17 protein-coding genes are annotated in these 16485 nt (G+C 63.4%); 7 read left to right on the top strand and 10 right to left on the bottom strand.

Annotated elements, in window-relative coordinates:
• Positions 1–2 precede the first annotated feature (2 nt).
• The gene (locus EB809_RS19550) at positions 3–1190 is read right to left on the bottom strand and encodes an efflux RND transporter periplasmic adaptor subunit (RefSeq protein ID WP_123636536.1); all 1188 of its coding nucleotides are present in this window, start codon (positions 1188–1190) and stop codon (positions 3–5) included.
• 150 nt (positions 1191–1340) lie between these two features.
• Between EB809_RS19550 and EB809_RS19545 the strand changes: the two genes are divergently transcribed.
• Positions 1341–1994, top strand: coding sequence for a TetR family transcriptional regulator (locus tag EB809_RS19545; protein ID WP_123636535.1), 654 nt, complete (start codon positions 1341–1343; stop codon positions 1992–1994).
• Positions 1995–2012: 18 nt separating this feature from the next.
• On the opposite strand, the gene EB809_RS19540 is transcribed toward EB809_RS19545, so the two are convergent.
• The 6 genes from EB809_RS19540 to EB809_RS19515 all read right to left on the bottom strand — a co-directional run bounded on the left by EB809_RS19540 (position 2013) and on the right by EB809_RS19515 (position 7396).
• Positions 2013–3215, bottom strand: a complete 1203-nt coding sequence (locus EB809_RS19540) for a YbfB/YjiJ family MFS transporter (RefSeq protein WP_123636534.1) — start codon at positions 3213–3215, stop codon at positions 2013–2015.
• A 96-nt stretch (positions 3216–3311) separates the two neighbouring features.
• Positions 3312–3986 carry an SCO family protein gene (locus EB809_RS19535; RefSeq protein WP_123636533.1) on the bottom strand — a complete coding sequence of 225 codons (675 nt, stop codon included), beginning with the start codon at positions 3984–3986 and terminating at the stop codon, positions 3312–3314.
• A gap of 11 nt (positions 3987–3997) precedes the next feature.
• Entirely contained in the window at positions 3998–4900 is a 903-nt protein-coding gene (gene cyoE, locus EB809_RS19530; RefSeq protein WP_123636532.1) for a heme o synthase, read from the bottom strand.
• Positions 4897–5982: a COX15/CtaA family protein gene (locus tag EB809_RS19525; RefSeq protein ID WP_123636531.1), complete on the bottom strand. Its 1086-nt coding sequence runs from the start codon at positions 5980–5982 to the stop codon at positions 4897–4899. The genes cyoE and EB809_RS19525 overlap by 4 nt, the downstream gene beginning before the upstream one ends.
• A gap of 66 nt (positions 5983–6048) precedes the next feature.
• Positions 6049–6666, bottom strand: coding sequence for a hypothetical protein (locus EB809_RS19520; protein ID WP_223808048.1), 618 nt, complete (start codon positions 6664–6666; stop codon positions 6049–6051).
• Positions 6659–7396 (bottom strand): SURF1 family protein, encoded by a 738-nt coding sequence (locus tag EB809_RS19515; protein ID WP_123636529.1) that lies wholly within the window; start codon positions 7394–7396, stop codon positions 6659–6661. The genes EB809_RS19520 and EB809_RS19515 overlap by 8 nt, the downstream gene beginning before the upstream one ends.
• Positions 7397–7446: 50 nt before the next feature.
• On the opposite strand from EB809_RS19515, the gene EB809_RS19510 reads away from it, so the two are divergent.
• Entirely contained in the window at positions 7447–7650 is a 204-nt protein-coding gene (locus EB809_RS19510; RefSeq protein ID WP_123636528.1) for a twin transmembrane helix small protein, read from the top strand.
• A gap of 12 nt (positions 7651–7662) precedes the next feature.
• Here the strand turns inward: EB809_RS19510 and EB809_RS19505 are convergent, their stop codons facing one another.
• The 3 genes from EB809_RS19505 to coxB all read right to left on the bottom strand — a co-directional run bounded on the left by EB809_RS19505 (position 7663) and on the right by coxB (position 11398).
• Positions 7663–8550 carry a cytochrome c oxidase subunit 3 gene (locus EB809_RS19505; protein ID WP_123636527.1) on the bottom strand — a complete coding sequence of 296 codons (888 nt, stop codon included), beginning with the start codon at positions 8548–8550 and terminating at the stop codon, positions 7663–7665.
• Positions 8551–8601: 51 nt separating this feature from the next.
• Entirely contained in the window at positions 8602–10188 is a 1587-nt protein-coding gene (ctaD, locus tag EB809_RS19500; protein ID WP_123636526.1) for a cytochrome c oxidase subunit I, read from the bottom strand.
• Positions 10189–10270: 82 nt separating this feature from the next.
• A complete protein-coding gene (gene coxB / locus EB809_RS19495) occupies positions 10271–11398 on the bottom strand; it encodes a cytochrome c oxidase subunit II (protein ID WP_123636525.1) in 1128 nt (375 codons plus the stop codon).
• 435 nt (positions 11399–11833) lie between these two features.
• On the opposite strand from coxB, the gene EB809_RS19490 reads away from it, so the two are divergent.
• From EB809_RS19490 to EB809_RS19470, 5 genes are all read left to right on the top strand, one after another.
• Positions 11834–13105 carry an MATE family efflux transporter gene (locus tag EB809_RS19490; RefSeq protein ID WP_123636548.1) on the top strand — a complete coding sequence of 424 codons (1272 nt, stop codon included), beginning with the start codon at positions 11834–11836 and terminating at the stop codon, positions 13103–13105.
• A gap of 199 nt (positions 13106–13304) precedes the next feature.
• Complete coding sequence (locus tag EB809_RS19485) at positions 13305–13961, top strand: hypothetical protein (RefSeq protein ID WP_123636524.1); 657 nt, start codon at positions 13305–13307, stop codon at positions 13959–13961.
• An 85-nt stretch (positions 13962–14046) separates the two neighbouring features.
• Positions 14047–14433, top strand: a complete 387-nt coding sequence (locus EB809_RS19480) for a DoxX family protein (RefSeq protein WP_123636523.1) — start codon at positions 14047–14049, stop codon at positions 14431–14433.
• 75 nt (positions 14434–14508) lie between these two features.
• Positions 14509–14724 carry a DUF1653 domain-containing protein gene (locus EB809_RS19475; RefSeq protein WP_123636522.1) on the top strand — a complete coding sequence of 72 codons (216 nt, stop codon included), beginning with the start codon at positions 14509–14511 and terminating at the stop codon, positions 14722–14724.
• 105 nt (positions 14725–14829) lie between these two features.
• Positions 14830–16158 carry a Na+/H+ antiporter family protein gene (locus EB809_RS19470; RefSeq protein WP_123636521.1) on the top strand — a complete coding sequence of 443 codons (1329 nt, stop codon included), beginning with the start codon at positions 14830–14832 and terminating at the stop codon, positions 16156–16158.
• Positions 16159–16485 lie beyond the last annotated feature (327 nt).

Raw genomic sequence — 16485 nt, 5'->3', positions numbered from 1 at the left:
AATCAGCCCTGTGCTGCGTCGGTGGTCTTGGCGTTGGCGGTCTGGTCGGCGTCATCCACGCTGACCGGCTTCACCGGGGCGCCCGCGCCGATTTTCTGCAGGCCTTCGACGATCAGGCGATCGCCCTCCTTCAGGCCGCTGCTGATCAGCCAGCGGTTACCCACGGCTCTCTCGGTCACGACGGTGCGCTTTTCCACGGTGTCGTTCTCGCCCACCACCATGGCGGACGCCTGGCCGTTGGGCTGGCGAGTCACGCCTTTCTGCGGCACCAGGATGGCATCCTGGGTTTCCGCCTGAGGCAGGCGGGCGCGCACAAACATGCCCGGCAGAAGCTCGCCGTCTGGGTTGGGGAACAGGGCACGCAGGGTGACGGAGCCGGTGTTTTCGTCCACCGCGTACTCGGAGAACTGAAGCGTGCCGTCGTGCGGGTAGGTGGCGCCGTTCTGGTGGACCAGGGACACGGAAGCCTTATCCTTGCCCACCGTTTCCAGCTGACCGCTGGCCATGGCGCTGCGCAGGGATTGCATGTCGGCGTAGGACTGGGTCAGGTCGACGTAGATCGGGTCGAGCTGGCGAATCACCGTCAGGGAGCTGCTCTGGTTGGCGGTCACCAGGGCACCGGCGGTCACGTCCGACCGACCGATGCGGCCACTGATGGGCGCTTCGATGGTGGTGTAGTCGAGGTTGATGCGCGCGGTCTGTACCGACGCCTGGGCGGCAGCCACAGCGGCCTTGTTCGCATTCAGCGTGGCGCGGGCATCGTCCAGTTCCTGCTGGCTGACGGCGCCGGTCTTGATCAGGCGCTCGTAGCGGTTGGCCGTGAGCTGGGCCGATTGCAGGTTGGCTTTCGCGGATGCCAAATCCGCCTCAGCGCTGGCCAGGGAAGCCTTGTAGAGTTTGTCGTCGATCTTGTAGAGCGCCTGGCCGGCCTTGACCGTCTCGCCCTCTTCAAACAGGCGCTTCTCCAGGATGCCGGTCACCTGCGGGCGGACTTCCGCCACCTGGTACGGGGACGTGCGCCCCGGCAACTCGTTGATCACCGTGAACGGCTGGGCGTGTACCGTGACGAAGCCCACCTCTGCCGGTGGCCGCTGGGATTGGGCCTGGGCGGAAGACTCCTGTTTACCGCAGGCGCTGAGCATGACAGATGCAATCAGCAACAAAAACAGGGATTGCGTAGAATGCCGCATGGGGGAAACCTCAGTAGAGCCGATATAGAAAAGGCGCGGGAAAATTGACCCACGCCAAGGCGAATCCGTGAAAACCCGATTATACATACATGCACGAATGTATGTATAGTTGTTAGTACTGTGCTGACATGAAATTTACAGGAGCGGCCCATGGCCCGACGCACCAAAGAAGACGCCCAGAAGACCCGTGAACTGCTGATCGACGCGGCGGAGACCGTCTTCTATCAAAAAGGCGTCTCGCGCACGTCGTTGAACGATATTGCGGCGGAGGCGGGTGTCACCCGGGGGGCCATCTACTGGCACTTCAAGAACAAGCACGACGTGTTCGAGGCGATGATGGAGCGCCAGGAACTGCCGCTGGAAATGCTCCGCGCTGTGGTTGAAGATCCCGAACAGACCGACCCTCTGGGCCGGTTGAAAGACTTCCTGCTCTTCCTCACCCGGGACATCGCCCGCGATCCGCACCAGCGCAAGGTGTTCGAGATCATGTTCCACAAGTGCGAGCTGACCGATGAAAACGCCCAGCTGGTTGCCCGGCATCGCAACAACATCTACGACGCGTCCGAGCGCATGCGCGGCGTGATGCGCAACGCCATCCGTCTGGGCCAGCTGCCGGAGAACCTGGACATCGAACGGGCCATCGTCCAGTTGCACGTGCAGATCACCGGGCTGATCTACTTCTGGCTGCTGGTGCCGGATACGTTCGACATGGAGAAGGAATCCGAGCGGGTGATCAATGCCTATTTCTATTCATTGCCGCGTTGTTTTGTGCTGGATAGCAACGACGACGCGGACAAGGAATAGGTTGCATTATCCCCGGTGTCAGCGCTTCGGCGCCGGTACCAGACAGGCAAAGAGCAGCCCCCAGACCAGCGCGCCCACGCCAATCCAGAAGGCGCTTTCCAGGGTGCCTCCGAAGTCCAGCCACTGCTTGACCAGCCAGGGTCCGGCCATCTGGGCAAAGGCGTAAAGCGCCACCATGGCCGCCGACAGGCGCGGGCCCTGGTGCGGATGCAGCGCCCGGGCGATGCGCTGGGTCAGCAGGACCGCTCCCAGGAAGGTGCCGCCGATCAACGAGCCGCACAGCACGATGCCCACCGGCCCCGGCCAGATCACCGCCGCCAGCACGCCCACCAGCTGCACCACGAAATTGATCCGCAGGGCGAGCCGGTCGCCGATGCGGGCTCCCAGGTGATTCCAGACGTAGGCGGACGGAATGGTCGCCAGCGCCACGATCAGCCAGGACCCGTCCACCAGCCAGGCGCCGGGGTCGAGCTGCATCTTGGCCAGCAGGGGCAGAAACGTCATGGGCAGGATATAACCCAGTCCGGCGCCGGCGTAAGACAGGAACAGCGGGATGCTGGCGCGATCGAACAGCGTTGACTGGCCTCGCCTGGCGGCGCTGCGATCGGCTTGGGCCGGATCATGCACCGGCATCTCCAGCGCGTGGAGCTGGCGCCACCCCCACCAGGCCAGCGGCACCGACAGCACCAGGGCCGGCCACCAGCGGGCAGCACCGCTCAGCCAGTCCGCAGTCAGGGTGACCATGCCGCTGGACAGCAGCAGACCAAAACCCACGCCCAGGTACACCAGTCCGCTCAGGGACGCCCGGTTGCGCAGGACCAGCCATTCCAGGATCAGCGCCGGTGCCTGAACGAAGACCGCACCATTGGCGACGCCGTTGAGCCATCGCACCACATCCTGCGCGGGCACCGCCTCGATCTGGGTCTGCAACAGGGTGGTGATGACGTGCACCGCCAACGATACCGGCAACAGCACGCGGATGTGATCGACCCGGTGCCAGCGGATCGCCAGCATGGCGCCCATCAGGTAGCCCAGGTAATTCCAGGTGGCCAGAGCCGCGGCCTGTCGCGAATCCAGAACACCATCGTCCACCAGATACGGCAGCAGCGGCGTGTAGTAGAAGCGGCCCAGGGTGTGGACCACCAACAGGACGATCGACCCTGCCAGCAGCACCCGGAACAGATCGCGCCGGGATGCGTTTGAAGTGGACGACGGGGCCATGGCTCACCTTTGGTTAGGATGCGACACAAAAAGGGCTGGCAGTTTAGGTGATTCGCCGGAAAGGGGAAAGGTGGCCGGTGTCGTGGAAGGTGCGGATCAGGCGTCGCCGGCGCCGTACCACTGGACGATCTGTCGGAAGGCCGACACCACCTGCTCCGGTTTGAAGGGCGGCTGCAGCACCGCGGTCATCTCACCCTGTGGATTGATCAATGCCAGGTGGGTGCTGTGGTCAACGACAGTTTGGCCGTTGTTGTCGGTGCGTCGCGAAAAGTCGGCGTTAAGGCTGCGGGCCAGTGCGCGCAGGGTGTCGATATCGCCGGTCACACCGTGGAAATCCTCGCCGAACGCGTTCAGGTAGGCGTCCAGCCGGGATGGTGTGTCCCGCTCCGGGTCGGCGCTGATCAGCAGGGTCTGCGGCGTTGGTCCGCTGCCGGCCAGTTCCTGGTTGGCCTGCCTGAGCATCGCCAGTGTGGTGGGGCAGACATCCGGACAGGACGTGTAGCCGACGTAGGCGAAGGTCCAGTGGCCCTTGAGGACGGCGTTGGTGACGGTATCGCCCTGCTCGTTCGCCAGCTGGAAATCCGCAACGGGCCGCGCCTCGTCGTAGACGAACGTGTGCATGGCACTGAGATCCGGCGGCGGGCCGGCCTGGGCCGCCTGGGGCACAAAGACCGCCTGGCGGATGATCACCATCCCCAGGATGGCCACCACCACGACGATGAGAACCGCCACCGTCAGGCGAATACCAAAGGTGTTCTTGCGTTGCGCCATACGGCTCCCGTTCAGAAACGCACGAAATGGTCGATCAGCAGCACGACGAACAGGGCCATGAGATAGGTGATGGAATACTTGAAGGTGGCCAACGCCACCTGTCGGTCATCGCCCTGCCAGAGTCGAATAGCATAGTGCAGGAATCGCAAGCCCAGGGCCGCAGCCCCCACCAGGTAGATGAGCCCGGTCATGCCGGTGACGAACGGCAGCAGGCTGGCGGCGAACAGGACCAGCGTGTAAAGCAGGATGTGCAGTTCGGTGTAGCGATTGCCGTGGGTGACCGGCAGCATGGGAATGCCGGCCTTGGCGTACTCCGCCTTGCGGTGGATGGCCAGGGCCCAGAAATGCGGCGGCGTCCAGGCGAAGATGATCAGCACCAGCAGCAGGGCGTGGCCATCCACCCGGCCGGTCACCGCGGTCCAGCCCAGCAGCGGCGGCATGGCCCCGGCCAGTCCGCCGATCACGATGTTCTGTGGCGTCGCCCGCTTGAGGAACAGCGTGTAGACGCCGGCGTAGCCCACCAGTGAGGCCAGCGTCAGCCAGGCGGTCAGTGGGTTGACCCACTGCATGAGCACCCACATCCCGCCCAGCGCCAGCACCAGCGCGAACCCCAACGCCTCGGGCGTGGACACCCGGCCCGTCGCCACCGGCCGTTTGCGGGTGCGCGCCATCAGGGTATCCACCTTGTGGTCCACCACATGGTTCACCACCGCCGCGGCGCCTGCCAGCGCGGCAATGCCCAAGTTGCCAAACACCAGCACGGTGAGCCCCGGCAGTTCCGGCCGGGCCAGCAACATGCCGATCACCGTGGTCAGCATCATCAGCGCCACCACCCGGGGCTTGGTCAGCTCCAGGAAGTCGCGCCAGCTGGCGCGGTGGAGATCGAGCGCAACGGTGTCGGACGGCTCGCTCATGCAGGCACCTCATGGTTGATCAGTCGCAGTTTCGGCAGCGACCGCGCGACCGGGAACGGCTGCAGTCGCCACAGCAGGTTGATCACCGTCAGCAGCAGCCCTGCGCCCAGTGCGTTGTGGGCCATGGCCACGGCAATCGGGATGTGCAGCCAGACGTTGGCGATCCCCAGCGCAATCTGCGCCAGCAACACCCCGCCGCTCAGCAGCACCCAACGCCCCATGCCGGCCTCACGAGCCGGTCGCCACAGCCGCAGTAGCAGACTGCCGAGCACCGCCAATACCAGCATGGCGCCAATCCGGTGGGTCACGTGGATGGCCACCCGGCCCTCGGCCGTCAGCTGGCCACCCAGGTAATTCGGGCCCACCGCCTGGGTCACATCAAAGCCGTGGCGGAAGTCCATCCGTGGCCACCACTGCCCCTGGCAGGTGGGCAGATCGGTGCAGGCTACCGCCGCGTAGTTGGACGCGGTCCATGCGCCCAGGGCGATCTGGGCAATCACCAGGAACAGGGCCACCCGCAAGGCGGGCCGGAAATGTCCCAGCCGGTGCGCCAGGGACGGCAATGGATTCACGTGACGGCCGCGCAGGCGCAGGGTCAGGAGGGTCAACAGGCTCAATGTGGTGAACCCACCCAGCAGATGCAGGGCCACGATCTGGGGCCAGAGTTTGAGGGTCACCGTCCACATGCCGAACGCGGCCTGCAGCAGGATGAAGCCGGCAATCAGCAGCGGGTGGCGCAGCGGCAGACCTTCCCGGCGATAGCGCACGGCGAGGAAAGCGATGGTGAACACCAGCAGACTGAGGGTGCCGGCGGCGTAGCGATGGATCATTTCCGGCCAGCCTTTGCTCGCGTCGAACGGCGCTTCCGGGAAACGGGCCTCGGCGATGGCGATGTGTTCGGCGGATTGCGGCACGCTCAAGAAGCCGTAGCAGCCGGGCCAGTCCGGGCAGCCCAGGCCGGAATGGGTCAGCCGGGTCCAGGCCCCCAGCATCACCACCAGCAGTGTCAGCACGGTCGCAGCCAGCGCCAGGCGTCTCATCAACCGACGGTGCGGGGCAATACGGTCAGGCGTTGCGTTCATGGCACACTCCTCCGACCTGTGGCTGGCGTCTTTCCACGTGGCGGGATGCTTCCGCGCCGGACCACGTCAGCCGATTTGGGAAATCTTCATCAGGTGCTTGAGATCCTCAAGAATCGCCTTGCCGTCCATCGCCGGTCCGTAACGCATCATCACGTTGCCGAACGGGTCGATGACGTAAATCTGGGGGGCCTGTTGCAGGTCCACGTCGCCTGGCCAGCGGATCGCTTCCGTCTCGCCGGCTCGCAGCAGGGGCATGTCCGGATAGCCGCTCAGGTCCGCCGGTGGCTCGGGCAGGTAGGCGGCCCGGCTCATCCGGTCCTGGTTCTTGCCCAGGGCCACGTTGACCTGGCGCGCCAGGTAGATCTGCTGCTGGCAGGCCTCGCTGCAGGGCCCCTCGTTGGCCACCAGCATCAACCAGCTGGCGTCCGGGTGCATGGGTCCGAATCGATCGGCGAAGGGCTGGCCGTCGGCGTTCACCAGGCCCAGCTCGGCCACCGGAACCGAAGGATCGATCAGGACGCCGTTGTTGGACTGGCCCGTGGGATTCATCCAGCCGGTGTAGTACATGATGGTCGCCAGCACGAGCGGGCCGAAGCCGATGGCAAACAGCAGCAGGGCCGTGCGTCGGCCACGCCGGACCTGCTCGGGCGTGGGGCCGGTTTGGGTTTGCCTGGGGTCAGTCATTGCCAGCGTCATCCTGATCCTGTCCTTGTTGTTTCCGGTAACTCGCCACCACCGTCAGCACCACCAGCACGGCGGCCATGGTGAACCACTGCGCCGCATAGCCGTAATGGGTCTGCGGCCCCATCAGATCCGGTGCAAAATCCGCCCGGTAGGCGCCGGGCTGGGCCGGGTCTTCCAGCCGCAGCAGCTGGTCCACGGCTCCGGGCGCCTGCTGTTTCACGTCGTCCGGATGCAGCGCCTGCACCCGCCGGGGCCAGCCGGTCTCGGGCTGCGTCTCTTCCAGCACCGGCGGCGTCGGGTAGTCCGCCACCCGGGCCCGGATCGTGACCGTGCCCGGCGGCGTGACCAGGCCCGGCAAGTCATCCCGACGCCTCGGCGCCTGCACCCAGCCCCGGTTGACCAGCACCGGAGGGCCGGCGTCCGGTTCGAACAGGGTCAGCACCTCGTAGCCCGGGCGACCGTCGCGGGTGCGGTTGTCCAGCAACCACTGGCGCCCCGCGACGTACTGCCCTCTCAGTTCCACCGGCTGACCGTCGGTCAGGCCCGCACGTAAGGCTTCCGTCCAGCTGCCGCTCTCCAGTTGCTGGGCCCAGCGGGCCAGCAGGGCCTCTTTCTCACCCGCCCGGTTCAATTGCCAGATGCCCAGCCCCACCAGCACCGGCAGTAATAACAGGGCCAACAACCACAGACGCCAATCGGGCTGCCAGCGTCTTTGCACCCGCTCAGTCATGCTTTGCTATAGTGACTCCATCATCCAATCGGCCCATGGGAGCTGTTGGCATGCTCAAGATCCTGATCGTCGTTCTCCTGTTCGCGGTGATTGCGTCGCTGTTCAGCGGCCTGTTCTTCCTGTTGCGCGACGAGAGCAAGAGCCGACGGGTGCTCAATTCCCTCATCCTGCGCGTCACCCTCAGTGGCCTGTTGCTGCTGATCATCGGCCTGGCCCTGTGGCACGGCGACCTGTCGATGAATCCCACGCCCTGATCCGCTCCCCCATCAAAGGATGTAGACGAAGATAAACAGGCCCAGCCAGACCACATCCACGAAGTGCCAGTACCAGCTGGCCGCCTCGAACCCGAAGTGTTTCTCCGGCGAGAAATGCCCCTTGGTGATGCGGATCAGCATGATCGTCAGCATCAGCGCACCGAGGGTGACGTGCGCCCCGTGGAAGCCGGTCAATATGAAGAAGGTGCTGCCGTAGATGCCGGAGTTCAGGGTCAGGTCCAGCTCGGTGTAGGCATGGATGTACTCTTCCGCCTGGAAAGTAATGAAGCACAGCCCGAGGATGATGGTCAGCGCCAACCAGATCTTGGCCCGGGTGCGGTTGTCGCTCTTCAGCGCGTGGTGCGCGATGGTGACGGTGAACGAGGAGCTCAGCAGCAACACGGTGTTGATCAGCGGCAGGTGCCAGGGATTGATGATGCCTTTGGTCTGGGTGTAGGTCTCGGTATCCGGCGTGCTCAGCAGCGGCCAGGTGGCCTCGAAGCCTTCCCAGAGCATGTGGCTGGAGCCGCGGTCGCCTTCGCCGCCCAGCCAGGGCACGGCAAAGTGGCGGGCGTAGAACAGGGTGCCGAAGAAGGCGGCAAAGAACATCACCTCGGAGAAGATGAACCAGCTCATGCCCCAGCGGTAGGAGCGGTCCATCTTGGCGCTGTACAGCCCCGCCCGGCTTTCCTGGATGACGTTGCCGAACCAGCCGAACAGCATGTAGGCCATGATCATCGCACCGATGAAGAACACCACCCAGGAGGCGGTGGTGGACTCGCCCTGATCGGCGTTGACCATGATCGAGCCGGTTCCCGCCAGGGTGGTCAGCAGGCCGATGGTCGCGATGATGGGCCACTTGCTCTGCTCCGGGACGTAATAGCTGTTTTCAGTTGCCATGGCAGCCTCCGACGGCAATGCCGCGCTTCAGAAATCCAGACTCTCGCCGGCTCATTTCACTTCCGGCGGGGTGGCAAAGGTATGGAACGGCGCCGGTGACGGCACTGTCCACTCCAGGCCCCGGGCGCCATCCCAGGGTTTCGCCGGCGCCTTTTCGCCGCCGCGCACGCACTTGACCACGATGTACAGGAACAGCAACTGGGTCGCCCCGAACAGGAACGCGCCGATGCTGGAGATCATGTTGAAGTCGGCGAACTGCAGGGCGTAATCGGGAATCCGCCGCGGCATGCCCGCCAGTCCCAGGAAGTGCATGGGGAAGAAGGCCATGTTCATGCCGATGAACGACATCCAGAAATGGGTCTTGGCCAGCGTTTCGTCGTACATGTGGCCGGTCCACTTGGGCAGCCAGAAATAGGCCGAGGCGAAGATGCCGAAGATGGCGCCCGGCACCAGCACGTAATGGAAATGGGCCACCACGAAGTAGGTGTCGTGGTACTGGAAGTCCGCCGGAGCGATGGCCAGCATCAGCCCGGAGAAGCCGCCGATGGTGAACAGGATGATGAACGCCACCGCGAACAGCATCGGCGCCTCAAAGGTCAGCGAGCCGCGGAACATGGTGGCCACCCAGTTGAACACTTTCACCCCGGTGGGCACGGCGATCAGCATGGTGCAGTACATGAAGAACAGCTGCCCGGCCACTGGCATGCCCACGGTAAACATGTGGTGCGCCCAGACCACGAAGGAGAGCAGGGCAATGGCGCCCACCGCGTACACCATGGAGGCGTAACCGAACAGCGGCTTGCGGGAGAAAGCCGGAATGATCTCGGACACGGCGCCGAAGGCCGGCAGGATCATGATGTACACCTCGGGATGGCCGAAGAACCAGAACACGTGCTGGAACAGCACCGGATCCCCGCCGCCGCCGGCGTTGAAGAAGCTGGTGCCGAAGTGGATGTCCATCAGCATCATCGTGACCACGCCCGCCAGCACCGGCATGACGGCAATCAGCAGGAAGGCGGTGATCAGCCAGGTCCACACGAACAGGGGCATTTTCATCAGCGTCATGCCCGGCGCCCGCAGGTTGAGAATGGTGGCGATCACGTTGATGCCGCCCATGATCGACGAGATCCCCATCATGTGGATGGCGAAGATAAAGAAGGTGGTGCTCGGTGGCCCGTAGGTGGTCGATAACGGCGCGTAGAAGGTCCAGCCGAAATTGGGGGCGCCGCCGTCCATGAACAGGGTGGACACCAGCAAGGCGAAAGCGGCCGGCAGGATCCAGAAGCTCCAGTTGTTCATCCGCGGCAGGGCCATGTCCGGCGCGCCGATCATCAGCGGGATCATCCAGTTGGCCAACCCGACGAAGGCCGGCATCACCGCGCCGAACACCATGATCAGCCCGTGCATGGTGGTCATCTGGTTGAAGAACTCGGGTTCGACGATCTGCAGCCCCGGCTGGAACAGCTCCGAGCGGATGACCATCGCCATCGACCCACCCAGCAGGAACATGGTGAAGCTGAACACCAGGTACATGGTCCCGATGTCCTTGTGGTTGGTGGCGAACAGCCATCGGCGGATGCCCTTGGCGGGCCCGTGGTGGGCGTGTTCGGTGTCGTGGGTGTCGATGACCGCACTCATGGTGAACCCCCGTTGGCGCCGTCAGCCGGCGCTGGCCTCACTGTGATCGTGGGGCACCCGGCCGGGCCGGATGCCGTCTGTCCTATTGCTGTGACTGCTTGAAGTCGAGTACCTGTTTGGGCGTGACCATGTCGCCGGTGTTGTTGCCCCAGGCATTACGTTCGTAGGTGATGATCGCCGCCAGATCGACTTCGCTGAGCTGTTTGCCGAAGGCCTGCATCGCCGTTCCCTGCACCCCGAAGACCACGGTGTGCAGATGCTTCTCCATGGGCCCGGTAGCAACCGGGCTGCCCTTGAGCGCCGGGAAGGTGGGCGGCGCGCCCGAGCCGTCCGGCTGGTGACAGGCGGCGCAGGTGGTGTTGTAGGCTTCTTCGCCGCGGGCGATCAGCTCGTCCTTGGTCCAGTCCTTGCTGGTCAGTTCGCGCAGCTTCTCGGCCTGGGCCACCTGGTCCTGGACCCAGCCCTGGTATTCGTCTTCCGGCACGGCTTTCACCACAATCGGCATGAACCCATGATTCGTCCCGCACAGCTCGGTACACTGACCGCGGTAGATGCCCGGCTCGTCGATTTTTGCCCAGGTTTCATTGATGTAGCCGGGTATGGCATCTTTCTTCACGCCCAGCGCCGGCACCCACCAGGAGTGGATCACGTCGTTGGAAGTGACCAGGAAGCGGATCTTCTTGCCCACCGGCAGCACCAGCGGTTCATCCACCTGCAGCAGGTAATGTTCGTTCTTGTTGGCCAGGTTGTGGATTTCTTCCTGGGGCGTGGCGAGATTGGAGAAGTAGCCGAACTTCTCGTTGAGGAAGTCGTAGTGCCATTTCCACTGGTAGCCGGTGATCTTGACGTCGATGTCCGCCTCTTTCGTGTCGTACATGCGCAGCAGGGTGGCGGTGGCCGGGATGGCCATGACCACCAGGATCAGGAAGGGAATAATGGTCCAGAGAATCTCGACCCAGGTATGCTCGTGGAAGTTGGCCGGCTTGTAGCCCTTGGATCGGCGGTGCGCGAAGATCGACCAGAACATGACGCCGAACACCACGATGCCGATCACCACACAGACCCAGAAAATGGTCATGTGGAGACCGTAGATGTCACGACTGACACTGGTGACACCGGGGGTCATATTGACGGTCCAGTCGGCGAAAACCGACTGGCAAACCGGGAGCCCGGCCAACAGAGTGCCGACTCGTAATGCCGTCATGCGCATACCGTGTCTCCACAGAGTTCTGGCGCTTCGCACGAAGCCCCTTATTCTTGTCGTGGATACGACCCTGTGGCGACGGTGAGACCCAGCCCTGAGAACAGTGAGGCAGATCCTTGCCAACTCGGGTCGATCAGCTTTTTCTGCGTGACACTTCCATCGGGAAGCGCGTGCTTCCCGTCCCTTATCCCGGTGCGAATCCGCACCAGCGCATCTGTCCCGGGAAGGAAGTCTTTTCACGGATTCCTGGGTCGCCAAAATCGGCAGACCCGATTTGAGTATAGACAGAGGTTCCGGAATCCCTCAAAAAACTGTTTAAAATTTAGACATCTTAAAACGCCGTATTTAGTGCATTTTTGAATAAGTAGCCTCCGAAAAGTTGAATCGCCCGTGACCCTGAACCCGCTCGACCGCCGTCTCTGGCATCTGGCCTGGCCCCTGATGCTGACCAACATCACCGTTCCCCTGCTGGGTCTGGTGGACACCGCCGTGCTCGGCCACCTGGACCAGCCGGACTACCTGGGTGCCGTCGCCGTGGGCGGCAACCTGTTCAGCATCCTGTACTGGACCTTCGGCTTCATGCGCATGGGGACCACCGGCCTGGCCGCCCAGGCTTTCGGCCGGCGCGACGACTTTGCCCAGAGCGCGCTGCTGGTGCGTTCGCTGCTGCTGGCCATCGGCATCGGCCTGCTGCTGATCCTGCTGCGCGCGCCGCTGGTGAGCCTCGGTCTGCAACTGATGGGAGCCAGCGAGAACGTGACGGAACTCGCCCGTGGGTATACCGAAATCCGCATCTGGAGTGCGCCGGCGGTGCTCTGCCAGTACACCCTGGTGGGCTGGCTGATCGGCACCCAATACCCACGCGGCCCCATGCTGATGCTGATCCTGGCCAACACGCTCAACATCGGACTCGACCTGCTGTTCGTCACGGTGTTCGGCTGGAACAGCCGGGGGGTGGCCGCCGCCACCGCGATCGCCGAATACGCCGCGGCGGGGCTGGGCTTCTGGCTGGTGTGGACCCGGCGCCCGGCGGACCTGGTGTTCGACCGCCGTCTGCTGGGCAAGCTGGCGGATTATCGGGCGATTCTGTCGGTGAACCGCTACATCATGGTGCGCACCATCCTGCTGCTGTTATCGCTGGCGTTCTTCACCGCCCAGGGGGCGCAACAAGGTGACACCATTCTGGCCGCCAATGCCGTATTGCTCACCTTCCTGATGCTGATTTCCAACGGGCTGGATGGCTTCGCCAACGGCGCCGAGGCCCTGGTGGGCGAGTCCGTCGGCCAACGCGACCGGGCGCACTTTCGCGCGGTCTGCCGCACCGCGCTGCGTTGGTCGGTGTGGGGCGCCGGACTGTTCACGCTGCTGTTCCTGGTGGCCGGCGGCTGGATCATCAGCCTGTTGACCAGCCTTCCCGAAGTGGCCGGCACAGCTCGCGAGTTCCTGCCGTGGATCTGGCTGTTGCCGTTTGCCGCCGTCTGGAGCTACCTGCTGGACGGCATCTTCATCGGCGCGACCCGCACCCGGGACATGCAGAACACCATGGTGTTCTCGGTGGTGGCGGTCTATCTGCCGGTGTGGTGGCTCAGCCAGGGTTGGGGCAACCACGGCCTGTGGCTGGCCATCACCAGCCTGATGCTGGCCCGCGCCGCCAGTATGGGGTGGCTCTTCCTACGCCACACGCGAGAGGATCGCTGGTTCGCAGGGAACTGAGTCACCGAATATGCGTCCCATAGCGACACAACCTGGATCATGTCCAAAAAATTAACAATGCCGCGATACGTCTGATTCTCAACTACACTGATATTGGTTTCTATCAGACAACCGCAGGCGACGCCGTAACGACCCGCCTGCCACGCAGTGGGGAGGCGTCTTGCGACCCGATCCTGGAGCTACACGAGCAGTCCCTGTGATGACACCCAACGCAGTACTTCACATCATCGACCAGGCACGTCGACAGGAGGCCCGCTCCGGGACCTTCCTGGGGCAGATGGCGGAACGTGCCGCCGGTCTGCCGGACAGCATTACCGTCGAGGGACCGAATCCGGCCACCTGCCTGTTCCAGTTTGCGATCGAATACATCGAGATGGCGCCGCGGCTGATCGAGTGCGTCACCACCTGTGCCCGGGACTCAGGCAACGAAGCCCTGTTCGAACCGTTCGTCGATGCCGCCATCCGTTATTTCACCCGGCCATCCATCCTGCTGGCGCAGTACGATGGCCTGGACGGCCTGCTGATCAAGGCCTATCTGTGTCACCGGCTGATGGAGGAGATGTACGAGAACAACTACTCCATCCGTGCCAGCCGCCTGGTGGACCTGGAAGCCATCCAGGCCAACCTGGTGACCCACTACCTGATCGGTGAGCCGTTCGCCAACGAGCTCGACCAGTCCATCGCCATCACTGTGGTGCAAATCGCCGGAACGCCCAACTATTATCGCCTGAACCTGACGCCGTTTGTGGAGCAGGCTCAGGATGCCGCCTGGGACTGGATGCGCGATTACTGGGAGAAACTACTGACGCGCAACCAGATTGCCTTCACCCTGAATCCGGGCCTTGGCTTGAGTTGAATCGATGTTAACCCCGACCAACGACACATTGACGTGGCGGGCCAACGCGCTAAGCTGCTGCTTTAACTCACGAAAGGACCGATTGATGTTGGAAAATGCGGATCTGGGCAAACTGATTGTGCGCCTCACCCTGGGCGGCCTTATCCTGTTTCACGGGATTGCCAAACTGTTTCACGGGGTGGGTTTCGTGGAGTCGCAGCTGGCCAGCCATGGGCTGCCGACGGTCCTGGCCTACGGGGTCTATATCGGTGAAATCCTGGCGCCGCTGATGGTCATCCTGGGCTACCACACCCGCATCGGCGCGATGATCATCGTCGTGAACATGATCGTCGCCTTCGCACTGGTGCACATGGGGCAGTTGCTGACTCTGAGCCAGAGTGGCGGCTGGGCGCTGGAACTGCAGGGTTTCTACCTGTTTATTGCACTGGGCGTGGTTTTCCTTGGGCCGGGGCGTTACAAGCTGCACTCCTGATACCCTCACCCGGAAGCGGTGTCCGGCACCGTTTCCGGGTAGAATAAACGTTACATGCACGCCTGAGCAGACACCATGACACATCCCCTCAAACCCGGCCGCTACCGGCACTACAAGGGCAAGGACTACGAGGTCATCGGCGTGGCCCGCCACAGCGAAACCGAGGAAGAACTGGTGGTTTACCGTTGCCTGTACGGGGACCACAGCCTCTGGGTCCGCCCGCTAAGCATGTTCCGCGAGAACGTCGAGGTCGCCGGAGAAACCGTTCCGCGCTTCAGCTTCGTCGGATAACGCCTTTACCGATGGCGTGGGCGACTTCGGTAATCCACTTTGACTCCGCTGGTCGTTTCCTGCACATTAGCGCGCTTTTCTGAACCTCCCCCAAGGAAAAGCGCCATGAATGCTGTTGTCGCCGCCGTCGGTATCATGCTCGTCCTGAGCCTGTGCCGGATCCACGTCGTTGTTGCCCTGATTGTCGGTGCCGTTGCCGGTGGCCTGATCAGTGGACTGTCCCTCGATGCCACCATTGCCGCCTTCAACAACGGACTCGGCGGCGGGGCGACGGTGGCTCTGTCCTACGCCACCTTGGGGGCATTCGCCGTCGCCATCGGTAAATCCGGCCTGGCCCACGCCCTGGCGGACAAGGCGCTGGCCATGGTCGGTCGTCAGGAATCGGCGGGCAACGGCGGCGGCCGGGCCATCAAGTTCGTGATGATCGGCCTGCTGCTGGCCATCGCCATCTCATCCCAGAACATCCTGCCGATCCACATTGCCTTCATCCCGCTGGTGGTGCCGCCGCTGCTGTACGTCATGGCCAAGCTGAAGCTGGATCGCCGGCTGGTGGCCTGCGTCCTGACCTTCGGGTTGATCACGCCGTACATGTTCCTGCCGATCGGCTTCGGCAGCATCTACCTGCACGAAATCCTGCTGGCCAAGGTGGAAACCAATGGCGTGGCCGTGGACGGTCTCAACGTCATGCACGCCATGGCACTGCCGGCACTGGGCATGCTGATCGGTCTGCTGGTGGCGGTGTTCTTCAGCTACCGCAAGGACCGCACTTACGACCTCGCGCCGATCGAGCGCACCGAGCGAGTGGACATCGCCTACAACAAGTGGACGCTGATCATGGCGCTGGTGGCGATCCTGGTGGCGTTCGTGGTGCAGCTGACGCTGGACTCCATGATCCTCGGGGCATTGGCGGGCTTCGTGCTGTTCAACCTGTCCGGCGTGGTGAAATGGAAAGAAGCCGACGATCTGTTCACCGAAGGCATGAAGATGCTGGCGATGATCGGCTTCATCATGATTGCCGCCTCCGGCTTCGCGGAAGTCATGCGCGAGACCGGAGACATCAAGACGCTGGTGGAAAGCTCGGTCGGTGCCATCGGCGACAACCAGGCGCTGGCGGCACTACTGATGCTGGTGGTGGGTTTGCTGATCACCATGGGCATCGGCTCGTCGTTCTCCACCATTCCCATCATTGCGGCGATCTACGTGCCGCTGGCGGTGCAGCTGGGCTTCAGCCCGCTGGCCATCGTGGCGCTGGTGGGCACGGCCGGGGCACTGGGGGATGCGGGGTCGCCCGCTTCGGACTCGACCCTCGGGCCCACCGCCGGCCTGAACGCGGACGGTCAGCACAACCACATCTGGGACACGGTGGTGCCGACGTTCCTGCACTACAACCTGCCGCTGTTGGTGTTTGGCTGGCTGGCAGCGATGACGCTGTAATACGTACCGCAACGGCGAACGAAAAAGGCCCAACCGATTGGTTGGGCCTTTTTACTTCTGATGGCACAGATGCGGCGAGGCTATCGCCTCGTCCCCCTCTCTCCAAACCTCTCTCCCTCCAGGGGAGAGAGGCTTATGAGGCCTTCAACTCGAACTACATCCATGAGCTCCCCTCGCCCCTTGCGGGAGAGGGGCCGGGGCTGTGCAAACCGGCAACATAGGTAACACCTCAAACCGGGAACATGGGTGACACAAGTTACGGTATGGGCAAGGAGGATGCGCCCATGCCCTGGAGAGAGACTTGTGTAATGGATCTTAAGATGCAGT

The organism is Marinobacter sp. R17 (assembly GCF_003789045.1).
GTDB classification, from domain to species: domain Bacteria; phylum Pseudomonadota; class Gammaproteobacteria; order Pseudomonadales; family Oleiphilaceae; genus Marinobacter_A; species Marinobacter_A mangrovi.
The sequence above is the reverse complement of the archived record's forward strand: the minus strand, read 5'-3'. Positions and strand labels throughout refer to the sequence as shown.